The 24,798-nt window shown below is 73.1% G+C and carries 21 protein-coding genes; 11 read left to right on the top strand and 10 right to left on the bottom strand.

The features are described from left to right. The first annotated feature begins 34 nt into the window (after positions 1-34). The gene (locus FFT21_RS08780) at positions 35-1,180 is read left to right on the top strand and encodes an acyl-CoA dehydrogenase family protein (RefSeq protein ID WP_137813288.1); all 1,146 of its coding nucleotides are present in this window, start codon (positions 35-37) and stop codon (positions 1,178-1,180) included. A gap of 77 nt (positions 1,181-1,257) precedes the next feature. Here FFT21_RS08780 and FFT21_RS08785 read toward each other — a convergent pair whose 3' ends face one another. Together FFT21_RS08785 and FFT21_RS08790 are read right to left on the bottom strand one after the other, a co-directional pair. Further along, positions 1,258-2,472, bottom strand: coding sequence for an amidohydrolase (locus FFT21_RS08785; protein ID WP_137813289.1), 1,215 nt, complete (start codon positions 2,470-2,472; stop codon positions 1,258-1,260). Between the two features lie 52 nt (positions 2,473-2,524). Beyond that, complete coding sequence (locus FFT21_RS08790) at positions 2,525-3,433, bottom strand: aldose 1-epimerase family protein (RefSeq protein WP_137813290.1); 909 nt, start codon at positions 3,431-3,433, stop codon at positions 2,525-2,527. Positions 3,434-3,710: 277 nt separating this feature from the next. On the opposite strand from FFT21_RS08790, the gene FFT21_RS08795 reads away from it, so the two are divergent. From FFT21_RS08795 to FFT21_RS08805, 3 genes are all read left to right on the top strand, one after another. Next, a complete protein-coding gene (locus FFT21_RS08795; RefSeq protein ID WP_137813291.1) occupies positions 3,711-4,163 on the top strand; it encodes an XRE family transcriptional regulator in 453 nt (150 codons plus the stop codon). 96 nt (positions 4,164-4,259) lie between these two features. Then, positions 4,260-6,008 carry an MAB_1171c family putative transporter gene (locus FFT21_RS30520; RefSeq protein ID WP_307722909.1) on the top strand — a complete coding sequence of 583 codons (1,749 nt, stop codon included), beginning with the start codon at positions 4,260-4,262 and terminating at the stop codon, positions 6,006-6,008. A gap of 99 nt (positions 6,009-6,107) precedes the next feature. Then, positions 6,108-6,764 (top strand): hypothetical protein, encoded by a 657-nt coding sequence (locus FFT21_RS08805; RefSeq protein ID WP_137813292.1) that lies wholly within the window; start codon positions 6,108-6,110, stop codon positions 6,762-6,764. On the opposite strand, the gene FFT21_RS08810 is transcribed toward FFT21_RS08805, so the two are convergent. The 4 genes from FFT21_RS08810 to pdxH all read right to left on the bottom strand — a co-directional run bounded on the left by FFT21_RS08810 (position 6,765) and on the right by pdxH (position 10,842). Further along, a complete protein-coding gene (locus FFT21_RS08810) occupies positions 6,765-7,766 on the bottom strand; it encodes a hypothetical protein (protein WP_137813293.1) in 1,002 nt (333 codons plus the stop codon). Further along, positions 7,763-8,644, bottom strand: coding sequence for an ABC transporter ATP-binding protein (locus tag FFT21_RS08815; RefSeq protein ID WP_137813294.1), 882 nt, complete (start codon positions 8,642-8,644; stop codon positions 7,763-7,765). Before FFT21_RS08815 ends, FFT21_RS08810 begins: the two co-directional genes overlap by 4 nt. Positions 8,645-8,700: 56 nt before the next feature. Then, positions 8,701-9,990 (bottom strand): MFS transporter, encoded by a 1,290-nt coding sequence (locus FFT21_RS08820; protein ID WP_225978249.1) that lies wholly within the window; start codon positions 9,988-9,990, stop codon positions 8,701-8,703. A gap of 192 nt (positions 9,991-10,182) precedes the next feature. Beyond that, on the bottom strand, positions 10,183-10,842 hold the full coding sequence (pdxH, locus tag FFT21_RS08825; RefSeq protein ID WP_137813295.1) for a pyridoxamine 5'-phosphate oxidase: 660 nt from the start codon (positions 10,840-10,842) through the stop codon (positions 10,183-10,185). A gap of 484 nt (positions 10,843-11,326) precedes the next feature. On the opposite strand from pdxH, the gene FFT21_RS08830 reads away from it, so the two are divergent. The 3 genes from FFT21_RS08830 to sepH all read left to right on the top strand — a co-directional run bounded on the left by FFT21_RS08830 (position 11,327) and on the right by sepH (position 15,014). Beyond that, entirely contained in the window at positions 11,327-12,460 is a 1,134-nt protein-coding gene (locus tag FFT21_RS08830) for a citrate synthase 2 (protein ID WP_137813296.1), read from the top strand. Positions 12,461-12,737: 277 nt separating this feature from the next. Further along, a complete protein-coding gene (gene serC / locus FFT21_RS08835) occupies positions 12,738-13,874 on the top strand; it encodes a phosphoserine transaminase (RefSeq protein ID WP_137813297.1) in 1,137 nt (378 codons plus the stop codon). Positions 13,875-14,048: 174 nt separating this feature from the next. Then, positions 14,049-15,014, top strand: a complete 966-nt coding sequence (gene sepH, locus FFT21_RS08840) for a septation protein SepH (protein ID WP_137813298.1) — start codon at positions 14,049-14,051, stop codon at positions 15,012-15,014. A 12-nt stretch (positions 15,015-15,026) separates the two neighbouring features. On the opposite strand, the gene FFT21_RS08845 is transcribed toward sepH, so the two are convergent. Further along, complete coding sequence (locus FFT21_RS08845; RefSeq protein WP_225978230.1) at positions 15,027-15,263, bottom strand: hypothetical protein; 237 nt, start codon at positions 15,261-15,263, stop codon at positions 15,027-15,029. Positions 15,264-15,405: 142 nt separating this feature from the next. Between FFT21_RS08845 and FFT21_RS08850 the strand changes: the two genes are divergently transcribed. Together FFT21_RS08850 and FFT21_RS08855 are read left to right on the top strand one after the other, a co-directional pair. Continuing rightward, a complete protein-coding gene (locus FFT21_RS08850; RefSeq protein ID WP_137813299.1) occupies positions 15,406-17,217 on the top strand; it encodes an ABC transporter ATP-binding protein in 1,812 nt (603 codons plus the stop codon). Beyond that, positions 17,214-19,094 carry an ABC transporter ATP-binding protein gene (locus tag FFT21_RS08855; RefSeq protein WP_225978231.1) on the top strand — a complete coding sequence of 627 codons (1,881 nt, stop codon included), beginning with the start codon at positions 17,214-17,216 and terminating at the stop codon, positions 19,092-19,094. The genes FFT21_RS08850 and FFT21_RS08855 overlap by 4 nt, the downstream gene beginning before the upstream one ends. Before the next feature lie 154 nt (positions 19,095-19,248). Here the strand turns inward: FFT21_RS08855 and FFT21_RS08860 are convergent, their stop codons facing one another. Together FFT21_RS08860 and FFT21_RS08865 are read right to left on the bottom strand one after the other, a co-directional pair. After that, positions 19,249-19,869, bottom strand: a complete 621-nt coding sequence (locus tag FFT21_RS08860; RefSeq protein ID WP_137813300.1) for a DUF2537 domain-containing protein — start codon at positions 19,867-19,869, stop codon at positions 19,249-19,251. 62 nt (positions 19,870-19,931) lie between these two features. Beyond that, on the bottom strand, positions 19,932-20,783 hold the full coding sequence (locus FFT21_RS08865; RefSeq protein WP_137813301.1) for a TrmH family RNA methyltransferase: 852 nt from the start codon (positions 20,781-20,783) through the stop codon (positions 19,932-19,934). 206 nt (positions 20,784-20,989) lie between these two features. Here FFT21_RS08865 and FFT21_RS08870 point away from each other — a divergent pair, with 206 nt between their 5' ends. Continuing rightward, positions 20,990-22,489: a glutamate-cysteine ligase family protein gene (locus FFT21_RS08870; protein WP_137813302.1), complete on the top strand. Its 1,500-nt coding sequence runs from the start codon at positions 20,990-20,992 to the stop codon at positions 22,487-22,489. Between the two features lie 231 nt (positions 22,490-22,720). Beyond that, positions 22,721-23,470: an ABC transporter permease gene (locus FFT21_RS08875; protein WP_137813303.1), complete on the top strand. Its 750-nt coding sequence runs from the start codon at positions 22,721-22,723 to the stop codon at positions 23,468-23,470. Here FFT21_RS08875 and FFT21_RS08880 read toward each other — a convergent pair. Then, complete coding sequence (locus FFT21_RS08880; protein WP_137813304.1) at positions 23,384-24,730, bottom strand: MFS transporter; 1,347 nt, start codon at positions 24,728-24,730, stop codon at positions 23,384-23,386. The two genes, FFT21_RS08875 and FFT21_RS08880, sit on opposite strands and share 87 nt — an antisense overlap. Positions 24,731-24,798: the final 68 nt, after the last annotated feature.

Genomic DNA, 24,798 nt, shown 5'->3' on the forward strand with positions numbered 1-24,798 from the left:
ATCAGTATCGGATCGCGGCCCACCGGAGGACGCCGTGCCCGCCCAGCGCCTGTTGCCCAGCACCGAGGCCGAGGACCTGATCGCCCTGGTCCGGGAGATCGCCCGGGACGAACTCGCGCCGAAGACGGCCGAGGCCGAGGCGCACGAGCGGTTCCCCCGCGAGGTGTTCCGGCTGCTCGGCAAGAGCGGCCTGCTCGCGCTGCCGTACCCGGAACGCTTCGGCGGCGGGGCGCAGCCCTACGAGGTGTACCTGCAGGCGCTGGAGGAGATCGCCAGCGCGTGGATGTCGGTGGCGGTCGGCGTCTCGGTGCATGTGATGTCCTGCTACCCGCTGGCCACCTTCGGCACCGACGAGCAGCGCGAGCGGTGGCTGGCCGACCTGCTCGCCGGGGACCTGCTCGGCGCGTACGCGCTGTCCGAGTCGCACGCCGGCTCGGACGCGGCGGCGCTGGCCACCCGGGCCGTCCGGGACTCCGACGACTACCTGGTCACCGGTACTAAGGCGTGGACGACGCACGGCGGGGTGGCCGACTTCTACACCGTCATGGTGCGCACCTCCGACGACGGCGCGCGCGGCATCACCTGCCTGCTGGTCGACGGCGGCACGCCGGGGATCAGTGCGGCACCCCCGGAACGCAAGATGGGGCTCACCGGCTCGGTCACCGCGCAGGTGCATTTCGACGGCGTGCGGGTGCCGGTGGCCCGGCGGATCGGCGAGGAGGGCGAGGGGTTGAAGATCGCGCTGTCCGCGCTGGACTCCGGCCGGCTGGGCATCGCCGCGTGCGCGGTGGGGCTGGCCCAGGCCGCGCTGGACGAGGCGGTGGCGTACGCGAGGCAGCGCACCCAGTTCGGCCGGCCGATCATCGAGTTCCAGGGGCTGGAGTTCCTGCTGGCCGACATGGCCGCCGCGGTGGAGTCGGCGCGGGCCACCTACCTGGAGGCCGCCCGGCGGCGGGACCGTGGGTTGCCGTTCCGCCGCCAGGCGTCCATCGCCAAGCTGGTCGCCACGGACACCGCGATGCGGGTGACCACGGACGCGGTGCAGGTGCTCGGCGGTGCCGGCTACACCCGTGACTTCCCGGTCGAGCGCTATATGCGCGAGGCCAAGGTGCTGCAGATCTTCGAGGGCACCAACCAGATCCAGCGCATGGTCATCGCCCGCGACCTGCGGAACGGCTGATCCCCACCCACCGTTCAGCGGGCTGGATGCGGGTTTGAGGGGCTCGGAAACGCGCGTTCAGCCCGCTGAACGGGGATTCAGTGCTCCCGGTAGAACGGGTCCTCGACGACGCCCTCGCCGGCGGCCTCGTCGTAGTGGTAGACCTCGCGGCCGCGGACGAACACCCGCAGGGCGCGGCTCATCACGTCCAGCGGGTCGCCGGACCAGATCACCACGTCCGCGTCCAGGCCCGGCTTCAGCGCGCCGACCCGGTCGTCGATGCCCATGATCTGCGCCGGGTTGACGGTGATCGACCGCAGCGCGGTGTCCGCGTCCAGGCCCTCCTTGACCGCCAGGGTGGCCTGGTGGACCAGGAAGTTGATGGGCACCACCGGGTGGTCGGTGGTGATCGCGATGCGCACGCCGGCGCGCGCCAGGATGCCCGGGTTGCGCAGCGACCGGTGGCGAAGCTCCACTTTGGACCGGTTGGTGAACAGCGGCCCGATGATCACCGGAATGCCCTTCTCCGCCAGCAGGTCGGCGAGCAGGTGGCCCTCGGTGCCATGGTTGACGATCAGCCGGTAGCCGAACTCCTCGGCGAGCCGCACCGCGGTGGCGATGTCGTCCGCCCGGTGCGAGTGCTGCGACCAGGGCAGTTCCCCGTCCAGCACCCGAACCAGCACCTCCAGCGTGGGGTCCCGGTCGAACGGGGTCCCCTCGGCGGCGGCGTGGTCCCGCTTTGCCCGGTAGTCCTGGGCGCGGATGAACGCGTCCCGGATCACCGCGGCCACGCCGAGACGGGTGGACGGCAGCCTGTCCTTCTCGCCGTACACCCGCTTCGGGTTCTCCCCCAGCGCGCTCTTCACGCTGGCCGGATGTTTGACCACCATCTCGTCGGCGGTGCGGCCCCAGCACTTCACCGCGACGGTCTGCCCGCCGATCGGGTTGCCCGAGCCGGGTTTGATCACGGCGGTGGTCACCCCGCCGGAGAGCGCGTCGGCGAACCCGGTCTCCGCCGGGTTGATCCCGTCCAGCGCGCGCAGCCGGGCGCCGTTCGGGTCGGTCATCTCGTTGCCGTCCTTGCCCTCCCAGCCCTCGGCCTCCTCGTAGACGCCCAGATGGCCGTGCGCCTCGACGAAGCCGGGCAGCACCCACGCGCCCGCCGCGTCCACGACCTGGGCGTCGTCGGGTACGTCGACGTCCGCGTCCGCGCCGACCGCGGCGATCCTGCCGTCCCTGATCAGCACGATGCCGCCGCCGACGGGTTCGCCGTCGACGGGCACCACGTAGCCACCGGTGATCGCGATATCCATGGTTAGCCACGCTAACGGCCAGTGCGGGCCGGGGAAAGGATCGACTCCCCGCTCAGCCCAGCGGCCGGAGCCCCCACCGGCCACTCCACCGCTCGCCGGGGGTCAGCGTGAGCAGGTCGATCCCGGAGTTCAGCGCGTCCGGCGGGCAGGTCATCGGCTCCACGGCGACGGCGCGGCCGCGGCCGGGGAAGGCGTCCGGCGTGTACACCTGCACCCAGCGGAAGTCCGGGTCGGCCCACAACTCCACACCGCCGTCCGGCCCGGTGAGCCGGTGGTGCACCACCCCGTCGTCCTCGGGCAGGCAGCCGCCGAACGGCGTGTCCAGGTTCACCCCGGCCAGCGGCCGCCCGGACCGGAAGTCCAGGTCGGTGCCGTCCACCGGCCGCGCCGGGCCGGAGGGCACCATCCGGTCCGGGTCCAGGGGCAACACGGTGGACGCGGCCAGCCGTAGCTCGCAGTCGTCCGTGGCGGACCGGCCGGCCCTCGGATACGGGTGGGTGCCGACGCCGAACGGGACCGCGCGGTCGCCGACGTTCTCCACCGCGTGCGTGACGGTCAGCCCGGCACCGTCGACGGAGTACGTGATCGTGGTGCGCAGCGGCACCGGCCAACCCGGCGCCGGCTCGACGTCGATCTCCAGGGTGACCGACGAGCCGGTGTGCTCGACCACCCGCCACGGCCGCCTCCGGACCAGGCCGTGGATCGCGTTGCCGCGGGCGGGTTCGGTGACCTCCAGGTGCTGTGGCTCGCCGTCCAGCGTCCAGCGGGCGCCGGCCACCCGGTTCGGCCACGGCACCAGTACGCAGCCCGCGCCCATCGGCGGCGACGCGTCCTCCGGGTAGCTCTCCGCGAACGGCACGCCGTCCACCTCGAACACCCGCAGCCCGGCGCCGACCTCGGTCACCACCGCGCGCGCCGAACCGTCCACGATCTCCCGTTGCCGCCCGGTCGGCCCAGTCACGCCCGTGACTCTAGGACCTGGCGGCACAGCCGGCCGGACACGGCCGGCGGGCGTGGGCCGTGCCGACCGCGGGACGCCTTATCCGGCAGACCCCCACCTGCCGGAGGGCGCCCGCTCCCCCGGTCGGCACGGCCTCGCCCCCTCCCCTGGACTGTATTCATTTGTTGACAGGACGCACGACGATGTAAGCAAAGCCCGGCGGGCACTGTCAATGGCTGTATGCGGTGTGATATCCAGACAAGGACAACTGTTGACAGCCGGGAGGGGTGGGGGTGGCATGAGCGGATCCGAACGGCGCAGGCGGAGCTTCGCCGAGAAGCTGGGTCACCTGATCGCCACGGTCCATCCGCCGAACCGGGGCCCGTACAGCTACCGGGAGATCGAGGCGGGCATCAAGGACCACGAGGGGGCGATGACCGCCGGATTCGTCCAGCAGCTCGCCGCCGGACGGCAGCCCCACCCGCGGATGCACCACATCGAGGCGCTGGCCGACTTCTTCGGCGTACCTCCGGCCTACTTCTTCGACGACGAGGTGGCCCGCGAGGTCGACGCCCAGATCAGCAGGGTGATCGACTGGCGAAACACCGAGGAGGGCGAGATCGCGCAGCGAATCAGTGCCCTCAGCCCGGAACACCGCAACGCGGTCAGCGCCATGGTCGACCACCTCGCCGCCTACCAGGCCCAGCCGCGTGACCGGCGGCGCCGCCGCAAGCCCGCCAGCGGGACGTGAGACCGTGCTCGCCGCGATCGGGTGGGTTCCGGGAACAGGCCCACGGTGCCGGCGGTTGGTACTTCCGACGGTTCTGGTTGAGCTGGGCGAGGGTGGGTGTACCTGTGCCTCGCCATCGCGGCCGTCGGGGTTTCCGCCGCGATGATCGCGCCGGGGACGCTGCGCCTCACCGCACCCGTCGAACCGTTTCCGAACGCCACCCGGCTGGCCGGCAACGGGCTCGCCATGGTTGCCGCGTTCTTCGTGCACTGCCTGCTCAGCCATACCGTGTTGGCGCCGGGAAGGGTGTCGCGGGCGATCCGCCGGCAGGCCGGGATCCTGCTGGCCGCGCTGGCGGCGATGACCGTGCTGCTGGCCAGCGCACCGCTGCCCGCGTCCAGCCCCGACTTCGTCGCCGCGTACGCCGGCGATCCGCACGTGCTCGGCTATGTCCTGCTGTTCTGCGGGTACGTCGGCTTCGCCGCGGGCCAGTTCATTCGCCTGATCCACGACTACATCCGGCTGTCCGACCGCCCGTGGCTGCGGCGCGGCCTCACTGTCGTGCAAATCGGCGCCGGGTTCTGCGTGTGCTGGGCCATCGCCAAGTGCACGGCCGCCGTCGTCGTGTACCTCACCGGGCGCCCGCTGGCGGTGGAGAACCCGGTCTCGGCGAACCTCTCCGCCGCCTGTATCGGCCTGGTCGCGATCGGAAGCACCATGCCGACCTGGGGGCCGGTCGCCGCGGCTCCCCTCCGCTGGCTCCGGCACCACCGCGCCTACCGGGTGCTGCACCCGCTGTGGGCGGCCCTGCGTGATGCCATTCCGGAGATCACGCAGGCCGCCGGCGAGTCAGACACCGACCAGCCGCGCGACATCGGATGGCGCCTCGCGCGCCGCGTCATCGAGATCCGCGACGGCCTGCTGCTGCTCGCCCCGTACCGCGACCCGTCGACCGGTGCGGCGGCCCGGCCGGAGAACCACGGTCGCCGGCCCGACCCCGCCGCCGCTGCCGAGGCAGCCGAGATCGCCGCGGCGCTGCGAGCCCGGCGGGCCGGTGCCGCCCCGGCGGTCGCGGTGCCGCGGCCACCCGAACACCAGGCCGAGGACCTGGCGGCGGAGACCGCGTGGCTGCGGCGAGTCGCGCGTGCGTACCGTCGTCACCTGCTCTCCGACCATGACCGTGTCCCGCAAGGGGGAAGGAGTCCCGTGAGCAGCGCTGAACCCGTCGTCGGGCACGACCGCGAACCGGACGGCCCTGGCGCGGCCGAGCCTCCGGCGCGGCGCACCGCGCCGGACGTGCTCGCCCGGGTGATCACGGAGGTGCTCGCCCCGTGGGTGATCGTGCTGGTGCTGCCGCTGGCCGTCGCCTGGCGGGCGACCCACTCCCCAGGCGGCATGATCGCCTGGGGACTGCTGGTGTCGGTCACCAGCAGCATCCTCCCGATGGGGGTCATCGTGTGGGGAGCCCGAACGGGCCGGTGGGACGGGCACCACGTGCGTAACCGCGACGGCCGCCTGGTGCCCTTCCTGGCACTGATCGTCTCCAGCACGGTGGGGCTGGCGCTGCTGTTCGTGCTGGGCGCCCCGTGGTTACTCACCGCCCTCGACATCAGCATGCTGACCTCGCTGTTCGTCACCGGCGCGATCACCGCCAGGTGGAAGATCAGCATGCACGCGGCGGTCGCCGCCGGGGCGGTCGTGGTCCTCGCCGTGACGTACACGCCGATCATGTGGGCGCTCGCGCCGCTGGTCGCCGCGATCTCCTGGTCACGCGTGCGCGTCCGGGACCACACCACGGCCCAGGTCGTCGTGGGTGCGATCGTGGGCGCCGCCGTCGGCGGCAGCCTCTACGCGGCGCTGATCTGATCGGCGCTCCGCTGATGATCAGCGGGATGCGGTACCGCCCGCCGTCCGGCTCATCTTCGGCGAACCGCGCCCGGTTGCGGCGGCGCTGTGCTGGACTTGGTGCCCGTGTCGATCCGCAACCTGGTGCCCGCCGGCCTGTTCCTGCTCACCGCGCTCGGCGCGTGCGGGGTGCCGGCCCAGCCCGACCCCCCGCCCGGCCGCGCCGCCACGCTGTCCCCCGACGTGATCCCCTACGACCAGGTGGAGTTCCGCACCAACCGGCGGCCGGTCATTCGGCCCGGTCAGGAGTGCCTGGACATCGACGCCCAGCTCGCCGCCCGGCTCGGGCTGTCCGGCGACGACGCGTACCGCAGGCCGAGCCAGCAGGTCAACGGTGGCTGCTCGTTCCCGGACGAAGACCAGACGGTCGTCGCGGGCGCGACGCAGCCGTTCGGCGAGTTCTGGCGGGCCAACGTCAAGGACCAGGGCGTGCCCGGCTCGATGTACACCGGGCTGGCCAGCTTCCAGCGGAAGATCCTCGACGGTCGCTACTACGCCGTGGAGTACGTGGGCGGCGACTACCCGGAGCCGTACGCGGACCAGTGCGCGCTGGTGGTGGACGTCGGCTCGGTCAACCCGCTGGTCGTGCAGATCGGGCCGTACCGCGGCACCAACGACCTCGACGCGGTGCGCCGCACCCGGTGTGCCCGCGCCGAGCAGCTCGCGCTGCAGGTGCTCGCAGCGCGGGATCCGGGCGGCGGCAGCCGGGTCGGCTGATCACCGGGCGTCGCGTCCGCGCAGGGACAGCACGCCGAGGGTCAGCACGCCGGCCAGCAGCAGCGTGCCGGTCAGCACCGGCAACGCGTCAGACCGCGTGCCCGCCAGCAGGTTCAGCAGCCCGAACGGGTCCAGGAACCACACCACCGGCCACGGCTCGAAGCGGAACGCGAGCAGCACGGTCACCACGTAGTACACGGTGATCCCCGCGGTCGGGTTGGGCAGCAGCAACGCCACCGCCAGGCACACCAGCAGGCTCAGCAGGTTCCCCACCGCGATCACCGCGAGCACCCAGCCGATCCGCTGGTTGAGGTAGAGCTGGAAGCCGGACTGGCCGATGTGCGACACCGCCACCGGGTAGAACACGCCGAACTCGGCGGCGGTGAGCGTCAACCAGACCACGCCGAGCGCCCCGGCCTGCGCGGCCGCGTAGCGCAGCCGGGACGGCTGGAGCAGCAGGGTGAGCTGAACGCTGCGGTAGTGCCACTCCCCGCCGATCACCTTGATGACCGTGGCGTGTACCAGCATCCCGCCGAACTCGGCGCCCACCACCGCGCCGAGCACCTGCTGCGCCGCGGTCGCCGGCGCACTGGCGACGGTGAGCAGCCCGAACAGGGTGACGCCGGCCAGGTACAGCGGAGCCAGGGCGAGCATGATCCGGTCGGACACGGTGCCGAACAGCTTGCGCAGCTCCACGGCGACCAGCGCGGGGAACGGCACGCGGCGGTCGGCGCGCTGCTGCCACGCCGAGTTGGCCAGCGCCCCGGCCTGTCCGATCGGAGTGTTGACCAGCTCGGGCCGCGCGCCCGGCGGTAACCCGTAGCTCCAGCCACCCGGCGGCCCGGCCGTCGACTGCTGCGGCGCGGCCGGCACGGCATGGGGTCCGGACGGCACGGCATGCGGTCCGGTCCCGGCGGGCCACGGCGCGCTCGGGACGGGCTGCGGTCCGGAGACCTGGCCGGGGTACGCCCCGGACGAGATGTCGTGATGCGGGCCGGTCACCCTGGTGTCCCCTCGGTGAGCTGGAAGAACACGTCCTCCAGGTTGCGTTGCTCCTCGCGCAGGCCAAGCAGCCGGATGCCCGCCTCGAAGGTCACGTCGGAGACCTGCTCCACGCCGGCGCAGGCGAGCAGGAACCCGTCCGGTCGCGGCTGCACCTCGATGCCGGCCCAGCGCAGCACCTCGGCGAGTTGGTTCATGTCCTTCGCGCGGACCAGGCAGCGGTCGGTGGTCGAGGTGAGCATGTCCATCGGGCCGTCCGCCACGATCCGCCCACCGTTGATCACCAGCACGCGGTCCGCGGTCTGGTCCACTTCGGACAGCAGGTGGCTGGACAGCAGCACGGTTCCGCCCCGCGCGGCGTGCATGCGCAGCAGGCCCCGAATGGCCCGGATGCCGTCCGGGTCCAACCCGTTGATCGGCTCGTCGAGCAGCAGCAGCGGCGGGTCGGCGAGCAACGCGTGCGCCAGCGCGACGCGTTGCCGCAACCCGAGGCTGTAGGTGGCGATCCGGCGGTTGGCGAACCCGGTCAGGCCGACCATGTCCAGCACCTCGTCCACCCGCCGCGGCGGCAGCCCGGCGAGCCGGGCGGCCATCCGCAGCTGGCCGCGCCCGGTCCGGCCCGGATGGGTCGCCGAGGCGTCCAGCAGCGCACCCACCGCGTAGCACGGGTTGCGCCACGCGGTGAACGGCCGGCCGCCGATTCGGGCCTCACCGGCGGTCGGCACGGTCAGCCCGCAGATCATCCGCAGGGTGGTGGACTTCCCCGCGCCGTTCGGGCCGAGGAACGCGGTCACCGTCCCCGGCTGCAGGTCGAAGCTCACCTGGTTGACCACCGGTCGGCCGCCGTAGACCTTGGTCAGCCCGCGCACGCTCAGCACGCCGCACACCGTAACGATCGCGCGTCCGCCCTCGGGTGAGTTCCGCGGAACGCGGGTCAGTGATCCGCGCCGGTGGGCGCGCGATACCGCCAGAAGGCGGGCAGCAGCACGACCGAGAGCACCATCAGCAGCACGACCAGCACCCCGCCGCCGGAGGCGGCCCACCGGGTGCCGACCGCGGCCGCCACCGTACCGTGCATCAGGTCCGCCAGCCGTGGGCCGCCGGCGACCACCACGGTGAAGACACCCTGCATGCGGCCGCGCATCTCGTCCGTGGCGGCGGCCTGCAGGATGGCGTTGCGGAAGACCATGCTGACCATGTCCGCCGCGCCGCCGACCGCCAGGCAGCCGGCGGCGACCGGCAGCGAGGGCGCGATCCCGAAGCCGACCATGGCCAGGCCCCACGCCACCACCGCCGCGGTCACCCCGACTCCGTGCCGGGAGACCCGGGACAGCCAGCCGGAGCACAGCCCGCAGAGCAGCGCGCCCAGCGGGATCGCCGCGTACAGCCAGCCGAGCGCCGAGCCGCCCCCGGGCGGGTCGCCGAAGCTGCGCTCGGCCATCTCCGGGAACAGCGCCCGTGGCATGCCGGCGACCATGGCGATGACGTCCGCGAGGAACGAGGCGAGCAGCACGCCGCGGGTGGCGAGGTAGCGGAACCCGTCCGCCACGTCGCGCAGCCCGGCCCGGCGGGGCGCGGAGTCCAGCGGCGGCAGCGGCGGCAGCCGCCACACCGACCACAGCGCCAGGCACAGCGCCAGCGCGTCCGCGAGGTACAAAGTGGACAGCCCGACGGCGGGCAGCAGCGCGCCGGCCAGTAACGGCCCGAACACCGCGCCGAAGGTGAACACGGTGGAGCCGAGCGCGGCGGCGGCCGGTAACTGCTCGACCGGTACCAGCCGGGCGATCGACGCGCTGCGGGTGGGCTGGTTCACCGCGAAGAACGCCTGCTGCAGGCCGAGCAGGGCGAGCACCACCCACACCGAGCCCAGCCCGACCGCGGCCTGCAGCCACAGCAGCGCCGAGGTCACCGCCAGGCCGGTGTTGGTGACCAGCAACAGCCTGCGCCGGTCCACCGCGTCCGCGACCGCACCGCCCCACACGCCGAACACCAGCAGCGGCACCAGCGCGACCGCTCCGGACAGCCCGACGTACCCGGACGAGCCGGTGAGGTCGAACACCTGCTTGGGCACGGCCACCGCGGTGAGTTGGCTGCCGATCGCGGTGACCGCGGTGGAGGCCCACAGCCGGCGGAACGGCGCGACCCGCAGCGGGCGCGTGTCCAGCACCACCGCGCCGAGCAGCCGGCGCAGCCCGGTGCGGGTGGGTGGTGCGGTGTGGTCGATGGTCTCGTCCCGCGCCGCCCCACTCCCCGCACTCACGTTTCCTTAGCGTAGGGCAACGACCGCCGCTGGCAATCGGTTTACCGGATGGCCGGCGTCACATGCCGACAATTCACGGGTCGCGCGAGGATCGAACCGTGGGCGGACACCCGGGACGCGGGGCGCGGCTGACCGGCCCACCGCTCGAGCTTTGAGCTACGGGCCGAGCCGCTCGATCTTCCAGCCGTCCCGGTTGAGCCGGTAGCGCAGCCGGTCGTGCATCCGGTCCTCCCGGCCCTGCCAGAACTCCACGATCTCCGGGCGGATCCGCCAGCCGCCCCAGTGCGGCGGCACGGGTACTCGCTCCGCGTCGGCGAACTGCCGCTCGATGTTGGCCAGCGCGGACTCCAGCACGCCCCGGTCCGCCACCACCCGGGACTGCGGCGACGCCCACGCGCCGAGTTGGGAGCCGCGCGGCCGGCTGAACCAGTAGGCCGCCGTCTCGGCGGGGTCGACCTTCTCCACCGTGCCGCGAATGTTGGCCTGCCGCTGCATGGCGAACCACGGGAAGGTGGCCGCGGCGTACCGGGTGGCCATCAGGTCGTGGCTCTTCGCCGAGGTGTAGTTGGTGAAGAACACCAGCCCGCGCTCGTCCAGGCCCTTGGCCAGCACGGTCCGGGAGGACGGGTGACCCTGCGGGTCGGAGGTGGCCAGCACCATCGCGTTCGGCTCGGCCAGACCGAAGTTCGCCGCCTCGTCCAGCCAGCGCTGCAACTGCTCGTACCAGGTGTCCGCCAGTTCGGATTCGTCCAGCGAGCCGCCCTCGTAGGAGGCCCGCATCTTCGGCAGTTCGAGCGCGATGTCCGACCTCGCCATACCGATCACCTTCCCCGGACGAGCAGTGGTAAACGCCGTGTCGGTGGACCGTACGGCCTGGCAGCGACCGGCGAAACCACCTCCCCAGTGATGCCCGACACCCAGGAAATGACGGTGCGTACGAAAACGTCAACGGAATCCATTCCGAGAACAATTCAGAATCCCGCTTCGGGCGTTCCGCATCGCGGCGGCCGTCACGGCATCGTCCTGCGCCACCGGTGGTGCGCGGATCGATGCCTTCGCCGCACGCGGCCCAGCCCGGGTGCGCGGCGGCCTCGGGCAGCGCCCGCCGCCTTCCGCGTGCCGAACCACCGGGCGGCGGCCGACGCTGAATCGTGACCAGTCGTGACGCACGCCACCGCGCCCGGACGATTGCCGAGGCGCCCGCTTCCGGGGGATCGTTGCGGCGGCCGTTCCGGGTTGCCGCACCGCCACCCGCCGCCGGCCGGAACAATGGAGTCGGAGCACCGGAAAAGGGGCGTAGGTGGGCGCACAGCAGCAGCCCGAGGGCGGCGACACCGGCTTCCGCCCGGGCCTGGAGGGCGTGGTCGCCTTCGAGACGGAGATCGCCGAGCCGGACCGGGACGGCGGCGCGCTGCGCTACCGGGGCGTGGACATCGAGGACCTGGCCGGCCGGGTCACCTTCGGCAACGTGTGGGCGCTGCTGGTGGACGGCCGGTTCGGGCCCGGCCTGCCGCCGGCCGAGCCGTTCCCCATCCCGGTGCACTCCGGCGACGTCCGGGTGGACGTGCAGGCGGCGCTGGCCATGCTCGCGCCGATCTGGGGTTACCAGCCGTTGCTGGACATCTCCCGGGACCAGGCCCGCGAGCAGCTCGCCAGGGCGGCGGTGATGGCGCTTTCCTACGTGGCCCAGTCGGCGCGCGGCATCGGCCGGCCCGCGGTGCCGCAGTCCCGGATCGACCAGTGCACCACGATCACCGAGCGGTTCATGACCCGCTGGCGCGGCGAACCGGACCCGGCGCACGTCAAGGCGGTGGACGCGTACTGGGTGTCCGCCGCGGAGCACGGCATGAACGCGTCCACCTTCACCGCCCGGGTGATCGCCTCCACCGGCGCGGACGTGGCCGCCTGCCTGTCCGGCGCGATCGGCGCGATGTCCGGCCCGCTGCACGGCGGGGCGCCCGCCCGGGTGCTGCCGGTGATCGAGGAGGTGGAGAAGGTCGGCGACGCGCGGGCCGTGGTGCGGGGCATCCTGGACCGCGGCCAGCGGCTGATGGGCTTCGGGCACCGCGTCTACCGGGCGGAGGACCCGCGCGCCCGGGTGCTCCGCCGGACCTGCCGGGAGCTGGGCGCCCGCCGCTACGAGGCGGCCGAGGCCCTGGAGCAGGCCGCCCTCGCCGAGCTGCGGGAACGCCGGCCGGACCGGGCCATCGAGACCAACGTCGAGTTCTGGGCGGCGGTGATCCTGGACTTCGCCGACGTGCCGCCGCACATGATGCCGGCGATGTTCACCTGCGCCCGCACCGCCGGCTGGTGCGCGCACATCCTGGAGCAGCAGGCCACCGGCCGGCTGGTGCGCCCGTCCGCCCGCTACGTCGGGCCGGGGCCACGTCGCCCCGACGAGGTACCCGGCTGGGACGAGATCACCCACGGGTGACCACGCGACGCACCGCCGACCACCCGGAATGTGGCCTGCGACACCCCTGGGGTCACCGGTTCGTCATCGGCCTGCAACACTGTGCCTGCCCAGATGTTCGGGTCGTTCGGTGCTCGAGGGAGCCGATGCTCACGGTGTTGCCACCACACGGACCGGCCGCACGGGCCTGGTGGCCCGTGGTCGCCGGTCGGTACCGGCGACCCGCACTGGCACCCTGTCCGGCAACGGCGCCGGCCCGCGGTTGTCCCTCGGTTCTGGCTCAACGAAAGGCGCCGACATGACGCAGACCGCCGACCGCACCACCCTGCGGCTTCCCGATGACCTGAAGCCCTCCGACGGCCGTTTCGGCTGCGGTCCCTCCAAGGTGCGCCCCGAGCAGTTGGCGGCGCTGGCCGCCGAGGGTGCCGCAGTGATGGGCACCTCGCACCGCCAGAAGCCGGTGAAGTCGCTGGTCGGCCGGGTCCGCGCGGGCCTGCGCGAACTGTTCTCCCTGCCCGAGGGCTACGAGGTGGTGCTCGGCAACGGCGGGACCACGGCGTTCTGGGACGCGGCCGCGTTCGGCCTGGTGCGCGAGCGCGCCCTGCACCTGTCCTACGGCGAGTTCTCCAGCAAGTTCGCCAAGGTCACGCAAGGAGCGCCCTTCCTGGCCGACCCGGTGGTGGTGAAGGCGGAGCCGGGGGACGCGCCGGAGCCGGTGTCCGACCCGAGCGTCGACCTGATCGGCTGGGCGCACAACGAGACGTCGACCGGGGTGATGGTGCCGCCCACCCGCCCGGCCGGTAGCGAGGGCAAGCTCATCGCCATCGACGCGACCAGCGGCGCGGGCGGGCTGCCGGTGGCCGCCGCCGACTTCGACGTGTACTACTTCGCGCCGCAGAAGTCGTTCGCCTCGGACGGCGGGCTGTGGCTGGCGCTGCTCAGCCCGGCGGCGCTGGAGCGGGTCGCGGAGATCGCCGAGTCGGACCGCTGGGTGCCGGAGTTCCTGTCGCTGACCACCGCACTGGACAACTCCCGCAAGGACCAGACGTACAACACCCCGGCGGTGGCCACCCTGTTCCTGCTGGCCGACCAGATCGAGTGGATGCTGGCGAGCGGCGGGCTGGAGTGGTGCACCAAGCGCACCGCCGAGTCCTCCGCGCGGCTGTACTCGTGGGCCGAGGGCACCGAGTACACCACCCCGTTCGTGGCGGAGGAGGCCAAGCGGTCCCAGGTGGTCGGCACGATCGACTTCGTGGACACGGTGGACGCGGCCACGGTGGCCAAGGTGCTGCGCGCCAACGGCATCGTGGACGTGGAGCCGTACCGCAAGCTGGGCCGCAACCAGCTTCGCGTCGGTATGTTCCCGGCGATCGAGCCGGACGACGTGACCGCGCTCACCCGCTGCGTGGACTGGGTCGTCGAGCGCCTGGGCTGACCGGCCCCGGCACCCCCCGCGTTTCGGAAGAAGCGCCGAATGGGATGCGGAAGACCCCCGGATGAGGCATGATCGCGGGGTGGATCTCACCAGGCTCGGCGCGCCTCGCTCGTCAAGTAGGCACGCCGAACTACCGTCCGCACCTGGCGAGGTGAAGTCATCGGGGAGGCCGTGATGCGAGCGCTGCGGGTGGTCGGGCTCGACGACGACGGGAAGACCGTCATCCTCGAGGACCCGGCACGCGGTGAGCGCTTCACGGTTCCCGCGGACGAGCGGCTGCGCGCGGCCGCCCGGGGTGACATCACCCGACTTGGCCAGATCGAGGTCGAGCTGGAGAGCCAGATGCGTCCCCGTGAGATCCAGGCGCGTATCCGCGCAGGAGAGTCCGTCGAGCAGGTGGCCTCGGCCGCCGGCCTGCCCACCAGCCGCGTGGAGCGGTTCGCCTACCCGGTGCTGCTGGAGCGCTCGCGGATGGCGGAGCTGGCGCAGCGCGCCCACCCGGTCCGCGAGGACGGGCCGGACGTGCAGACCCTCGGTGAGGTGGTGGCGCACGCCTTCGGCCTGCGCGGCCAGGACTACGCCGGGACGAACTGGGACTCCTGGCGCGGCGAGGACGGCCGCTGGGTGATCCAGCTCCGCTGGCAGGCCGGCCGGTCGGAGAACCGGGCGCACTGGGTGTTCCACCCCGGCGCGCAGGGCGGCACGGTCACCACGATGGACGACCTGGCCGCCGACCTGATGGACCCGAACCCGAACCGCACGCTGCGCACCGTGCGGCCGGTGACCGAACTCGCCAAGCAGGCGCTGGCGCTGGAGGCCGCCGAGCACCCGGCGGTGCCGGCCGAGCCGGCCGCCCGGCGTCCCGAGCCGGAGCCGGCGGCACCACCCAAGTCGCGGAGCAGGGCCAAGTCCAAGGCGACGGCCGAGGCCAGGACGGAGCCGGAGCCGCGGCCCGCCGCGGAGCGCACCAAGCCGGCCGCCGAGCAGCCGCCGCCGGCCCCCGAGCCGGAGCCGGCCGCGGCCAAGCCGCAGAACAACGGGCGGAAGAGCGAGCCGGCCCCGCGCCGCGGCAAGAAGGGGCACCCCATCGTGCCGTCCTGGGAGGACGTGCTGCTCGGGGTGCGTTCCCAGCGCGGCTAGCCGCCGGGGTTCCTAGTAGGCGGGGACGTCGTCCAGCAGGGCGGCGTCCAGGTCCTCCTCCGCGCACCACGTCTCGGCCTGCTTCCGACTCAACCGGCTGGCGCCGGGCGGCCGACCGCGCCCGGTGCGGATCCACCCGTCGGTGGCGAGCAGGAAGATCCGCTCGCCGCGCTGGGCGAGCAGCCGGCCGCGGGGAAACGCCATGGTGGGTTCCGATCGCAGGTAGCGCACCGGTTCCGGCTGGCCCATACCGCCGATGATGCCGGCCACCCGACCGGTCGCAACCGCTTGACCTCTACCGCACTGGAGCCGGCAGCTTGCCCCCGGGCGAAAACCGGATGCCGACCCGCGGGCTCGTTTGTACCGTCACTCCTGGTGTGAGGGGGACTTCATGGCTGCCCGGGCAGACCATCCACGAATCCGACGACGATCCACGCTGGCCGCCCTGCGCCGGCTCGGCCCCTACGTGTGGCCGGAACGCTGGCCGCTGATCGGCTCCGCGCTCGCCGCGCTCGCCTCGATGCTCTGCGGTCTGACCATCCCGCTGGTCACCCAGCGGATCGTGGACGGGCCGATCGCCCACCACGACGCGGGCCACCTGCCCTGGTTGGTGGCCGTGGTGCTGGCGCTCGGCGCGGCGGAGGCCGGGTTGTTCTTCGTCCGGAGGCGGCTGGTCGCCCGGCCGACCACGACGATCGAGGCGCGCATGCGCGCCGACCTGTACCACCACCTGCAGCGGCTCCCGGTGGCCTTCCACGACCAGTGGCAGTCCGGGCAGTTGCTCTCCCGAGCGGTCGGCGACCTGTCCACGGTCCGCCGGTTCGTCGCGTTCGTGCTGACCTTCCTCATCGTCAACGGGCTGACACTGCTGGTCGGCATCGGGGTGCTCTTCGCGCTGTCCACGCTGGCCGGCGTGATCATGGTCGCCGGGGCGGTGCCGCTGGTGATCGTCTCGGTGCTGTACGAGTCGCGGTTCAAGGTGGCCGCCCGGCGCGCCCAGGACCAGCAGGGCGAACTGGCCACCACGGTGGAGGAGGCGGTGCTCGGCATCCGGGTGCTCAAGGCGTTCGGGCGGGGCCCCGACCTCGCCGCCCGGTTCGCCGGGCAGGCCCGCGAGCTGCGCGGCACCGAGCTGTACAAGATCAGCATCCTGGCCCTGCTCTGGGCGGTGATCATCGCGCTGCCCGAGTTGGCGCTCGCCGGGCAGATCGCGGCCGGCACGGCGGCGATCGCGCACGGTGCGATGACGGTGGGCACCCTGGTCGCGGTGGTCACGGTGAGCACCTACCTGCGCTGGCCCACCGACTCGATCGGCTGGCTGCTCGCCGAGGCCAACCAGGCGGCGTCGGCGTGCGAGCGGTACTGGGAGGTGCGGGACGCGCCGCGGACGGTCGGCGGCCCGCCGCGCCCGAGGCCGCTGCCCGCGGCGCCGCGCGGCGCGCTGCGCCTGGAGGGGGTCCGGTTCGGCTACCCGGGCGCGTCGGCCGAGGTGCTGCGCGGGGTGGACCTGGAGATCCGGCCGGGCGAGACGGTCGCCCTGGTCGGCGCCACCGGGTCCGGCAAGACCACGCTGGCCGCGCTGGTGCCCCGGCTGGCCGACGTCACCGGCGGCCGGATCACCGTGGACGGGATCGACGTCCGCGACCTCGCCCTGGCCGACCTGCGCCGCGTCGTGGCCACCGCGTTCGAGGACCCGGTGCTGTTCTCCATGAGCGTGCGGGAGAACGTCGCGCTCGGCCGGCCGGAGGCCACCGAAGCCGAGATCCGCGCGGCGCTGCGGGTGGCGCACGCCGAGGAGTTCGTCGACGCGCTGCCCTGGGGCCTGGCCACCCGGATCGGCGAGCAGGGCCTGTCCCTGTCCGGCGGGCAGCGGCAGCGGCTGGCGCTGGCCAGGGCGGTGGTCGGCCGGCCGGCGGTGCTGGTGCTGGACGACCCGCTGTCCGCGCTGGACGTGCACACCGAGGCCGAGGTGGAGGCCGCGCTGCGCCGGGTGCTGCGGGACACCACCGCGCTGATCGTCGCGCACCGGCCGAGCACGGTGCGGCTCGCCGACCGGGTCGCGCTGCTCGCCGGCGGCCGGATCGCCGCCGTGGGCAGCCACGCCGAGTTGCTCACCCACCACCCCGGGTACCGGTCGCTGCTGACGACGGGCGCCGCCGCCGAAGCCGGTGGCCGGCCCAACGAGGAGGTGGCCGCGTGGTGAGCACCACGCAGGAGAGCACGGTCCGAGTGCAGCCGGCGGACGAGGACGAGTCCTGGCGCGGGGTGGCCGCCGAGGACGTGGCCGAGCTTGACCACGCGGTCAGCCTGAAGTTGCAGGCCCGGTCGCGGCGGCTGCTCGGTTCGCTGCTGCGGCCCCGGCTGGGCGCCTCGCTGCTCGCGCTGGCCATCGTGATCGCGGAGAACGCCGCCCAGCTGGCCGGTCCGCTGCTGATCGCGGCGGCCATCGACCGGGGCGTGCCCGCCGCGGTCGCCGGCCGGCCCGGGGCGCTGGCCTGGTGCGTCGCCGGGTACGCGGGAGTCGGCCTGGCCTCGGCCGCGCTGCGGCACGCGTTCCTCCGGGTCTCCGGCCGGGTCGGCCAGGACCTGCTGCTCGATCTGCGGCAACGGGTGTTCCGCCAGGTGCAGCGGCTGTCCGTGTCGTTCCACGAGTCCTACACGTCCGGCAAGGTGATCTCCCGGCTGACCAGCGACCTGGACTCGCTGGACGACCTGCTGGAGATGGGCCTGGACGGGTTCCTGTCCTCGGTGTTCTCCGTGGTCGGAATCGCCGGGCTGCTGCTGTGGCTGGACCTGCCGCTGGGTCTGGTGGTGCTGGCCGGGTTCGTCCCGCTGACCCTGGTCACCCGGTGGTTCACCAGCGCGTCCCGGCGGGCGTACCGGAACACCCGGGGTGCGATCGCCAAGGTGATCATCCAGTTCGTGGAGACCATGAACGGCATCCGCGCGGTGCAGGCGTTCGGCCGGGAACGCCGCAACGAGTCGATCATGGGTGAGCTGAACGACCGGTTCCGGGTGGCCAACGCCGAGGCGATGCGGGTCACCGCCCGGTTCGTGTTCGCGGTGCGGCTGGTGGGCAACGTGTCGCTGGCCGTGGTGCTGGCCATCGGCGCGTGGCGGGTGGCGCACGGTGGCCTTGAGGTCGGCGTGCTCGCCGCGTTCACCCTCTACCTGCGCCGGTTCTACGACCCGCTGGACGACATGGCGATGTTCGCCAACGCGTACTCCTCGGCCGCGGCGGCGCTGGAGAAGATCTCCGGGCTGCTGGAGGAGGTGCCGGAGCTGCCCGAGCCCGCCACCCCGGTGCCGCTGGCCCGGCCACGCGGCGAGATCCGGTTCGCCGGAGTGGAGTTCCGCTACGGCCCGCGCACGCCGGTCGTGCTACCCGCCTTCGACCTGCACGTGCCGGCCGGTCAGACGGTGGCGCTGGTCGGCCCGACCGGCGCGGGCAAGTCCACCATCGCCAAGCTGGTCGCGCGCTTCTACGACCCGACCACCGGCACCGTGTCACTGGACGGGGTGAATGTCCGGGACGTGGCCGACGCCGAGCTGCGCCGCGCCGTGGTCATGGTCACCCAGGAGAACTTCCTGTTCTCCGGGTCGGTCGCGGACAACATCGCGCTCGGCCGACCGGACGCCAGCCACGCCGAGATCGAGGCGGCCGCAGCCGCGGTCGGCGCGCACGAGTTCATCGCGGCGCTGCCCAAGGGCTACGACACCGACGTGCGCAAGCGCGGCGGCCGGCTGTCCGCGGGGCAGCGCCAGCTGGTGGCGTTCGCCAGGGCGTTCCTCGCCGACCCCGCGGTACTGGTGCTGGACGAGGCCACCTCCAGCATGGACATCCCCACCGAGCGGGCGGTGCAGGCGGCGCTGGAGACGGTGCTCGCCGAGCGGACCGCGCTGATCATCGCGCACCGGCTGTCCACCGTGCTCATCGCCGACCGGGTGCTCGTGGTGGACGGCGGGCGAATCGTCGAGGACGGCCCGCCCCGGGCGCTCATCGCGCGTGCCGGCGGCCGGTTCGCCGACCTGCACCACGCGTGGCGGGAGTCGCTGGCGCTGCAGCGCCAGGGTGACTAGTGCCGTGGTGCCGGGCGACCGGCTGTCAGTGCTTGTTCCTGAACGCGCGCCGCGATCGCGTCGCCGGGACACGGCACTCCGGTCGTGCCTGATGAGGCGCCCCGCCCCCGCGATCGCGGGGCTTCGCCCCGGCGCGTTCCCATACTCGCGGCTGTCAGAACGCGAGGGTGATCAGCAGGCCCAGCCAGGCCAGCACGATGCCGCCGGCCACGCCGTAGGCGACCCAGCGCCACACCAGCACGTTGCGGCCCAGCCACAGCGAGGGGGCGAGCCCGCCGGCCACCATCACGTTCGCCGCCACCGCCAGCCAGGGGTTGGTCCTCGCCAGCCCGACGGACAGCGTCAGCATGGCGAACACCACCACGGCGGCGGCGAACGCACTCACCGTGAGCCCGGTCGCCCACGGGGTACGCGGCGCGGACCGCCGCGCGCGGTGGCGCGGTGTGGCAGGAGCGGCCGGCTGCCCCGGGGGCTGGCGCACCACGAACACCTCGCCGGTGAGCGGGTCGGTGTAGCGGACCGGCGTGCCCATCACCTCGGCCAGCCGCTTGGCGAGCTGCCGGCCGCGCCGGGACACCAGCGCGGTGGCGGTGCCCGCCGAGCCGTTCGCGGTGGCTCGCTCCACCACCTGCGCCACCTGGGCCCACTCGTGCAGGGCGTCGCACAGGTCGGCGCCGAGCGGGAGGCTGTCCGGGGCGACCTCGACGGTTTCACCGCCCGCATCCACCCGCCGGCCGGCCAGCACCGCTCGGCCGGCCCGGGCACGCAGCTCCACCGGACGAATCCTCCCCTGACTCGCGGACATCATCCCCCCGTGAAGGTAGCGCGAACCGGCGTTCAGCGGGCTGAACGGGCCCGCACCGGGTTACCCGGAGCCGTCTCCAGGCGGGGCGCGGTCAGCGCGTAGAAGGCCACCGCCGCGGCGGTGGCCACGTTGAGCGAGTCGACGTCGCCGGTCATCGGGATGCGCGCCGCCACGTCGGCCGCGGCGATGGCCGCCTCGGACAGGCCCGGCCCCTCCGAGCCGAACAGCAGCGCCAGCCGCTCGTCACCCCCGGTCAGCTCGGCCAGCGGGATGGCCGACCGCCCCGGGGTCAGCGCGACGACCCGGAAGCCGTGCCGGCGCAGCACGTCCAACTCCTGCGGCCACGCGGTGAACCGGCCGAACGGCACCCGGAGCACGTGCCCCATGGACACCCGCACGCTGCGCCGGTAGAGCGGGTCCGCGCAGCCCGCGCCGAGCAGCACCCCGTCGATGCCGAACGCGGCCGCGTTGCGGAACAGCGCACCCAGGTTCTCGTGGTCGCCGACGCCCTCGAGCACGGCCAGCCGCCGCGCGCCGGCGGCCAGCGCTTCCACCTCCGGCTGCGGTGCCCGGTCCGCGGCCGCCAGCACTCCCCGGTTCAGGTGAAATCCGACCACCTCGGCCATCACCGCGGCGGAGGTGACGTAGGCCGGCACGTCCAGCCCGGCCAGATCGGGCAGCAGGGCGTCGATCCGGCGACGCACGCCCAGCAGCCCCCGCACCGGGTACGGTGAGGCCAGGAGTCGTCGCACCACGACGACGCCCTCAGCGATAACGAGTCCCCGGCCGCCCGGACGATCCGGGCGGCGGTCCGCGGTCGAGAGGTCACGGAAGTCGGCCAGCCGCCCGTCATCGGGGTCGTCGATCTCGATCACGTGCGCCACGTGCCCAGTGTCCCAGCCCTCGACTGGGACGACGGTCGGGCGGGTAGTCCGTGACCGGACGAACCGGGCCGGTGCCCCGTCAATCACTCAACGTAGAAGCGATTGACAGAGTGCACCATTTCGGCCGCTAGCGAGATACCCATCCCTGTGTCACGGTTGGCGTCCGCGACGCTGCTGGCGACCAGGCCGACCGAAGGGGAGGCGGCATGGGAAGGGAAGTAGCCAACTGGGCGTTCAGCCGGGATGATCGTCAACGCTATCGGGCCAAGATCCAGCGGTGCCTGGACGCGCTGGCCCGGATGCTGGCGGAGAACAGCTTCTCCTTCCCCCGCCAACAGATGGGCATGGAGATCGAGCTCAACCTGGTCGACGACGGGATGCGGCCGGCGATGACCAACGCCGAGGTGCTGGAAAAGATCGGCGACTCCTCCTTCACCACCGAACTGAGCCAGCACAACCTGGAGATCAACGTTCGGCCGCGGCCCATCGCGGGGGACGAGACGCTGCAGTTGGAGCAGGAACTGCGCGGGTCGATCCGGCGCGCCGACGCCAAGGCGCACGACGTGGGCGCCCGGCTGGTGATGATCGGCATGCTGCCCACCCTGGGCCGGGAGCATTTCGACCGGCGGTGGCTGTCCAGTAACCCGCGGTACGCGATCCTCAACGACCAGATCTTCGCCGCGCGGGGCGAGGAGATGGTGCTCTCCGTGGAGGGCACCGCCATGCCGGGCCGGCAACCGGAACGGTTGCGCAGCTACGCCGAGTCGATCCTGCCGGAGGCGGCGTGTACCTCGGCGCAGTTGCATCTGCAGGTGGCGCCGGAGGACTTCGCCGCGCACTGGAACGCCGCGCAGTGCCTTGCCGGTGTGCAGGTCGCGATCGGTGCGAACTCGCCGTTCCTGCTCGGCAAGGCGCTCTGGCACGAGACCCGCATTCCGCTGTTCCTCCAGGCCACCGACACCCGCCCGAAGGAACTACAGAACCAGGGTGTCCGGCCGAGGGTGTGGTTCGGGGAACGCTGGATCACCTCGATCTTCGACCTGTTCGAGGAGAACGTGCGCTACTTCCAGGCGTTGCTGCCGGAGACCTCCGAGGAGGACCCGGTCGCCGCGTTGGAGGCTGGCCGCTGCCCGCAACTGTCCGAGCTGCGGCTGCACAACGGCACGGTGTGGCGGTGGAACCGGCCGGTGTACGACACCGCAGACGGGGTCCCACACCTGCGGGTGGAGAACCGGGTGCTGCCGGCCGGCCCCACCGTGGTGGACCTGCTTGCCAACGCCGCGTTCTTCTACGGCGCGCAACGCGCGCTGGCCCGCCACGAGCGTCCACTGTGGACGCAGATGTCGTTTCAGGCGGCCGAGGAGAACCTCTACGCCGGCGCGCGAAGCGGCATGGACGCGCAGCTGTACTGGCCGGGCATCGGCTGGATCCCGCCGGACGAGTTGGTGCTGCGCCGGCTGCTGCCGCTGGCGCACGACGGGCTGCGGGACTGCGGTGTCTCCGACGCGGCACGGGAGCGCTACCTCGGGGTGATCGAGCAGCGCTGCCTCACCCGCCGCACCGGGGCCACCTGGCAGCGGCGTACCGTGGCGCTGCTCGAGGAGGGTGGCCAGGATCGGCCCACCGCACTGGTCAACATGCTGCGCCGCTACATCGAGTTGATGGACGCGGGCGAACCGGTGCACACCTGGCCCATCGGCGGGTGACCACCCGGACGGCGGCGGGCGGTAGCCCGGATGGCGCTAGCTCCGTTCCCCCACCCGTCTCGACACTGTGCCTTGTTCCGAAGTTCGCGTCATTCGGCGGGCCCCGTGCGGTCCACCGGGCCTCCCACCACACCGGCCGCTCGCACGAGCCTGGCGGCCCGTGGCCGCTGGGCCGGTACTGAATGACGCACTGTGGGTGATGGTTGGCCCACTGATCGTGTGGGGTGAGCGGTGGCGATCGCGCAGAGCTGGTGGCGGCTGGCACTGGTGTGCGCGGTGTTCGCCGGCGCCGCCGCGGTGCTGGGCTGGAAGGGCGCGCTGTTCGGCGCCCGCCCGGTGCTGCGGGCCGCGCTGCGGGCCACCGTGCAGCTCGCCGCGGTGTCCTCGGTGGTCGCCGTCGTGCTGCTGTCGGTGCCGCTGTCCTGGCTGTTCCTCGCGGTGATGGCCACCGTGGCCACCGCGACCGCGGCCACCCGCACCGGCACCGGGTGGCGCGGCGCCTGGGTGGCGGTGGCAGTGCTCGGCGGCACCGCGCCGGCCATGGCGGTGCTGCTGGGCAGCAGCCTGCTGCCGATGCGCGGGACCACGCTGGTGCCGGTGGGTGGCATCCTGCTCGGCGGCGCGATGACCGCGAGCACGCTGGCCGTGCGCCGCGTGCTGGACGCGCTGGAGCAGCGGCGCGGCGAGTTCGAGGCGGCGCTCGCGCTGGGCTTCACCGAGCCGGAGGCGGTGCGCGAACTGGTGCGCAGGGCCGCGGCGGACGCGCTGCTGCCCGCGCTGGACCAGACCCGCACCGTCGGTCTGGTCACGCTGCCCGGGGCGTTCGTCGGCATGGTGCTCGGCGGCGCACCGGCCTGGCAGGCGGGCGCGCTGCAACTGGTCGTGCTGCTCGGGCTACTTCTGGTCGAGTCGATCGCGATCGTGGCCGTGGTGGAACTGGTCGCGCACGGGCTGGTGCGCCGCCCGCGCGAGATGGTGTGAAGGGCCGCGCCGCGGCCCGGTGAGCACGCGCGGCGGCGAGGCGGTGCGGGTGCCCTTCCGGACCCCGCCCCGGGCGGCCAGCACCAGGCCACCGAAGACGCCGGCCAGCACGGTCACCACCCCGCCGACGACCAGCGGCGACCGTCCGGTGAAGTGCGCGGCCAGCCAGCCCATCAGCGGCCCGCCGATCGGGTTGGTCCCCAGCATGACCAGCATGTACAGGCCCATCACCCGGCCCCGCATGGCCGGGCTGACGGCGAGCTGCACGGTGCTGTTCGCGGTGGTCATGAAGGTCATCGCGGCGATCCCGGTGGGGATGAGCACGAGTCCCACGGTCCACAGCGTCGGCATCACCCCGGAGACGGTCTCCAGCGCGCCGAACGCCAGCGCGGCGACGACCAGCAGCTTCGGCCCGGGCTTGCTGCGGGCGCTGCGCCGGGCGGCCAGCGTCGCGCCGCTCAGCGTGCCCAGCGCGAGCAGGGTGGACAGGAAGCCGTAGGCGTCGGCCTGGCCGTGGAAGACGTTGCGGGCCACCACGGCGAGGCTGACGTAGAAGTTCAGCCCAAAGGTGCTCACGAAGAACACCATGGCCAGCACGATGACCAGGTCGATCCGGCCGCGCACGTAGCGCAGCCCCTCGACGAGCTGGCCCTTGCGGGCCGGCACCGGATCGCCCCGGTGCAGCTCGTCCGGCCGCATGGCGGCGAGCCCGGCCAGCACCCCGACGAAGCTGGCCGCGTTGGCCAGGAACACCCAGCCGGTGCCGATCGCGGTGATCATTACTCCGGCGATCGCCGGGCCGACCATCCGCGCCAGGTTGAACGTCATCGAGTTGAGCGCGACGGCGTTGGTGAGCTGCTCCCGGCCGACCATCTCCACGACGAAGGACTGGCGCACCGGGGTCTCCACCGCGGACACCGCGCCCAGCGCCAGGCACAGCAGGTAGACCTGCCAGAGCTGGACCAGGCCGGTGACGTCGAGCAGGCCCAGCGCCAGCGCGCACAGCCCGAGCCCGGATTCCAGCACCAGCAGCAGCCTGCGCTTGTCCATCCGGTCGGCGAGCACGCCCGCCCACAGCGACAGCAGCAGGGTGGGCAGGAACTGCAGCGCGGCGGCGATACCGAGGGCGACCGGGCTGCCGTGCGAGAGATTGAGCACCAGCCAGTCCTGGGCCACCCGCTGCATCCACACCCCGATCAGCGAGACGACCTGGCCGGACGCGTAGTAGCGGTAGTTGCGGGTGCGCAGCGAGGCGAACATGCCCCGTGTGGGGGTCCTGCGGCGGGTCTCAGGCTCGGTGGGTGGGAATGCGGTGGGGTACGAGATGT

This window comes from Gandjariella thermophila, from assembly GCF_005405885.1.
Classification (GTDB): domain Bacteria; phylum Actinomycetota; class Actinomycetes; order Mycobacteriales; family Pseudonocardiaceae; genus Gandjariella; species Gandjariella thermophila.

Bases quoted from the DNA above. Each gene is read 5' to 3' on its own strand.
- FFT21_RS08785 (WP_137813289.1), bottom strand. From the start codon at position 2,472: ATGGATATCGCGATCACCGGTGGCTACGTGGTGCCCGTCGACGGCGAA.
- FFT21_RS08795 (WP_137813291.1), top strand. From the start codon at position 3,711: ATGAGCGGATCCGAACGGCGCAGGCGGAGCTTCGCCGAGAAGCTGGGT.
- pdxH (WP_137813295.1), bottom strand. From the start codon at position 10,842: ATGGCGAGGTCGGACATCGCGCTCGAACTGCCGAAGATGCGGGCCTCC.
- serC (WP_137813297.1), top strand. From the start codon at position 12,738: ATGACGCAGACCGCCGACCGCACCACCCTGCGGCTTCCCGATGACCTG.
- sepH (WP_137813298.1), top strand. From the start codon at position 14,049: ATGCGAGCGCTGCGGGTGGTCGGGCTCGACGACGACGGGAAGACCGTC.
- FFT21_RS08845 (WP_225978230.1), bottom strand. From the start codon at position 15,263: ATGGGCCAGCCGGAACCGGTGCGCTACCTGCGATCGGAACCCACCATG.
- FFT21_RS08850 (WP_137813299.1), top strand. From the start codon at position 15,406: ATGGCTGCCCGGGCAGACCATCCACGAATCCGACGACGATCCACGCTG.
- FFT21_RS08870 (WP_137813302.1), top strand. From the start codon at position 20,990: ATGGGAAGGGAAGTAGCCAACTGGGCGTTCAGCCGGGATGATCGTCAA.
- FFT21_RS08880 (WP_137813304.1), bottom strand. From the start codon at position 24,730: ATGTTCGCCTCGCTGCGCACCCGCAACTACCGCTACTACGCGTCCGGC.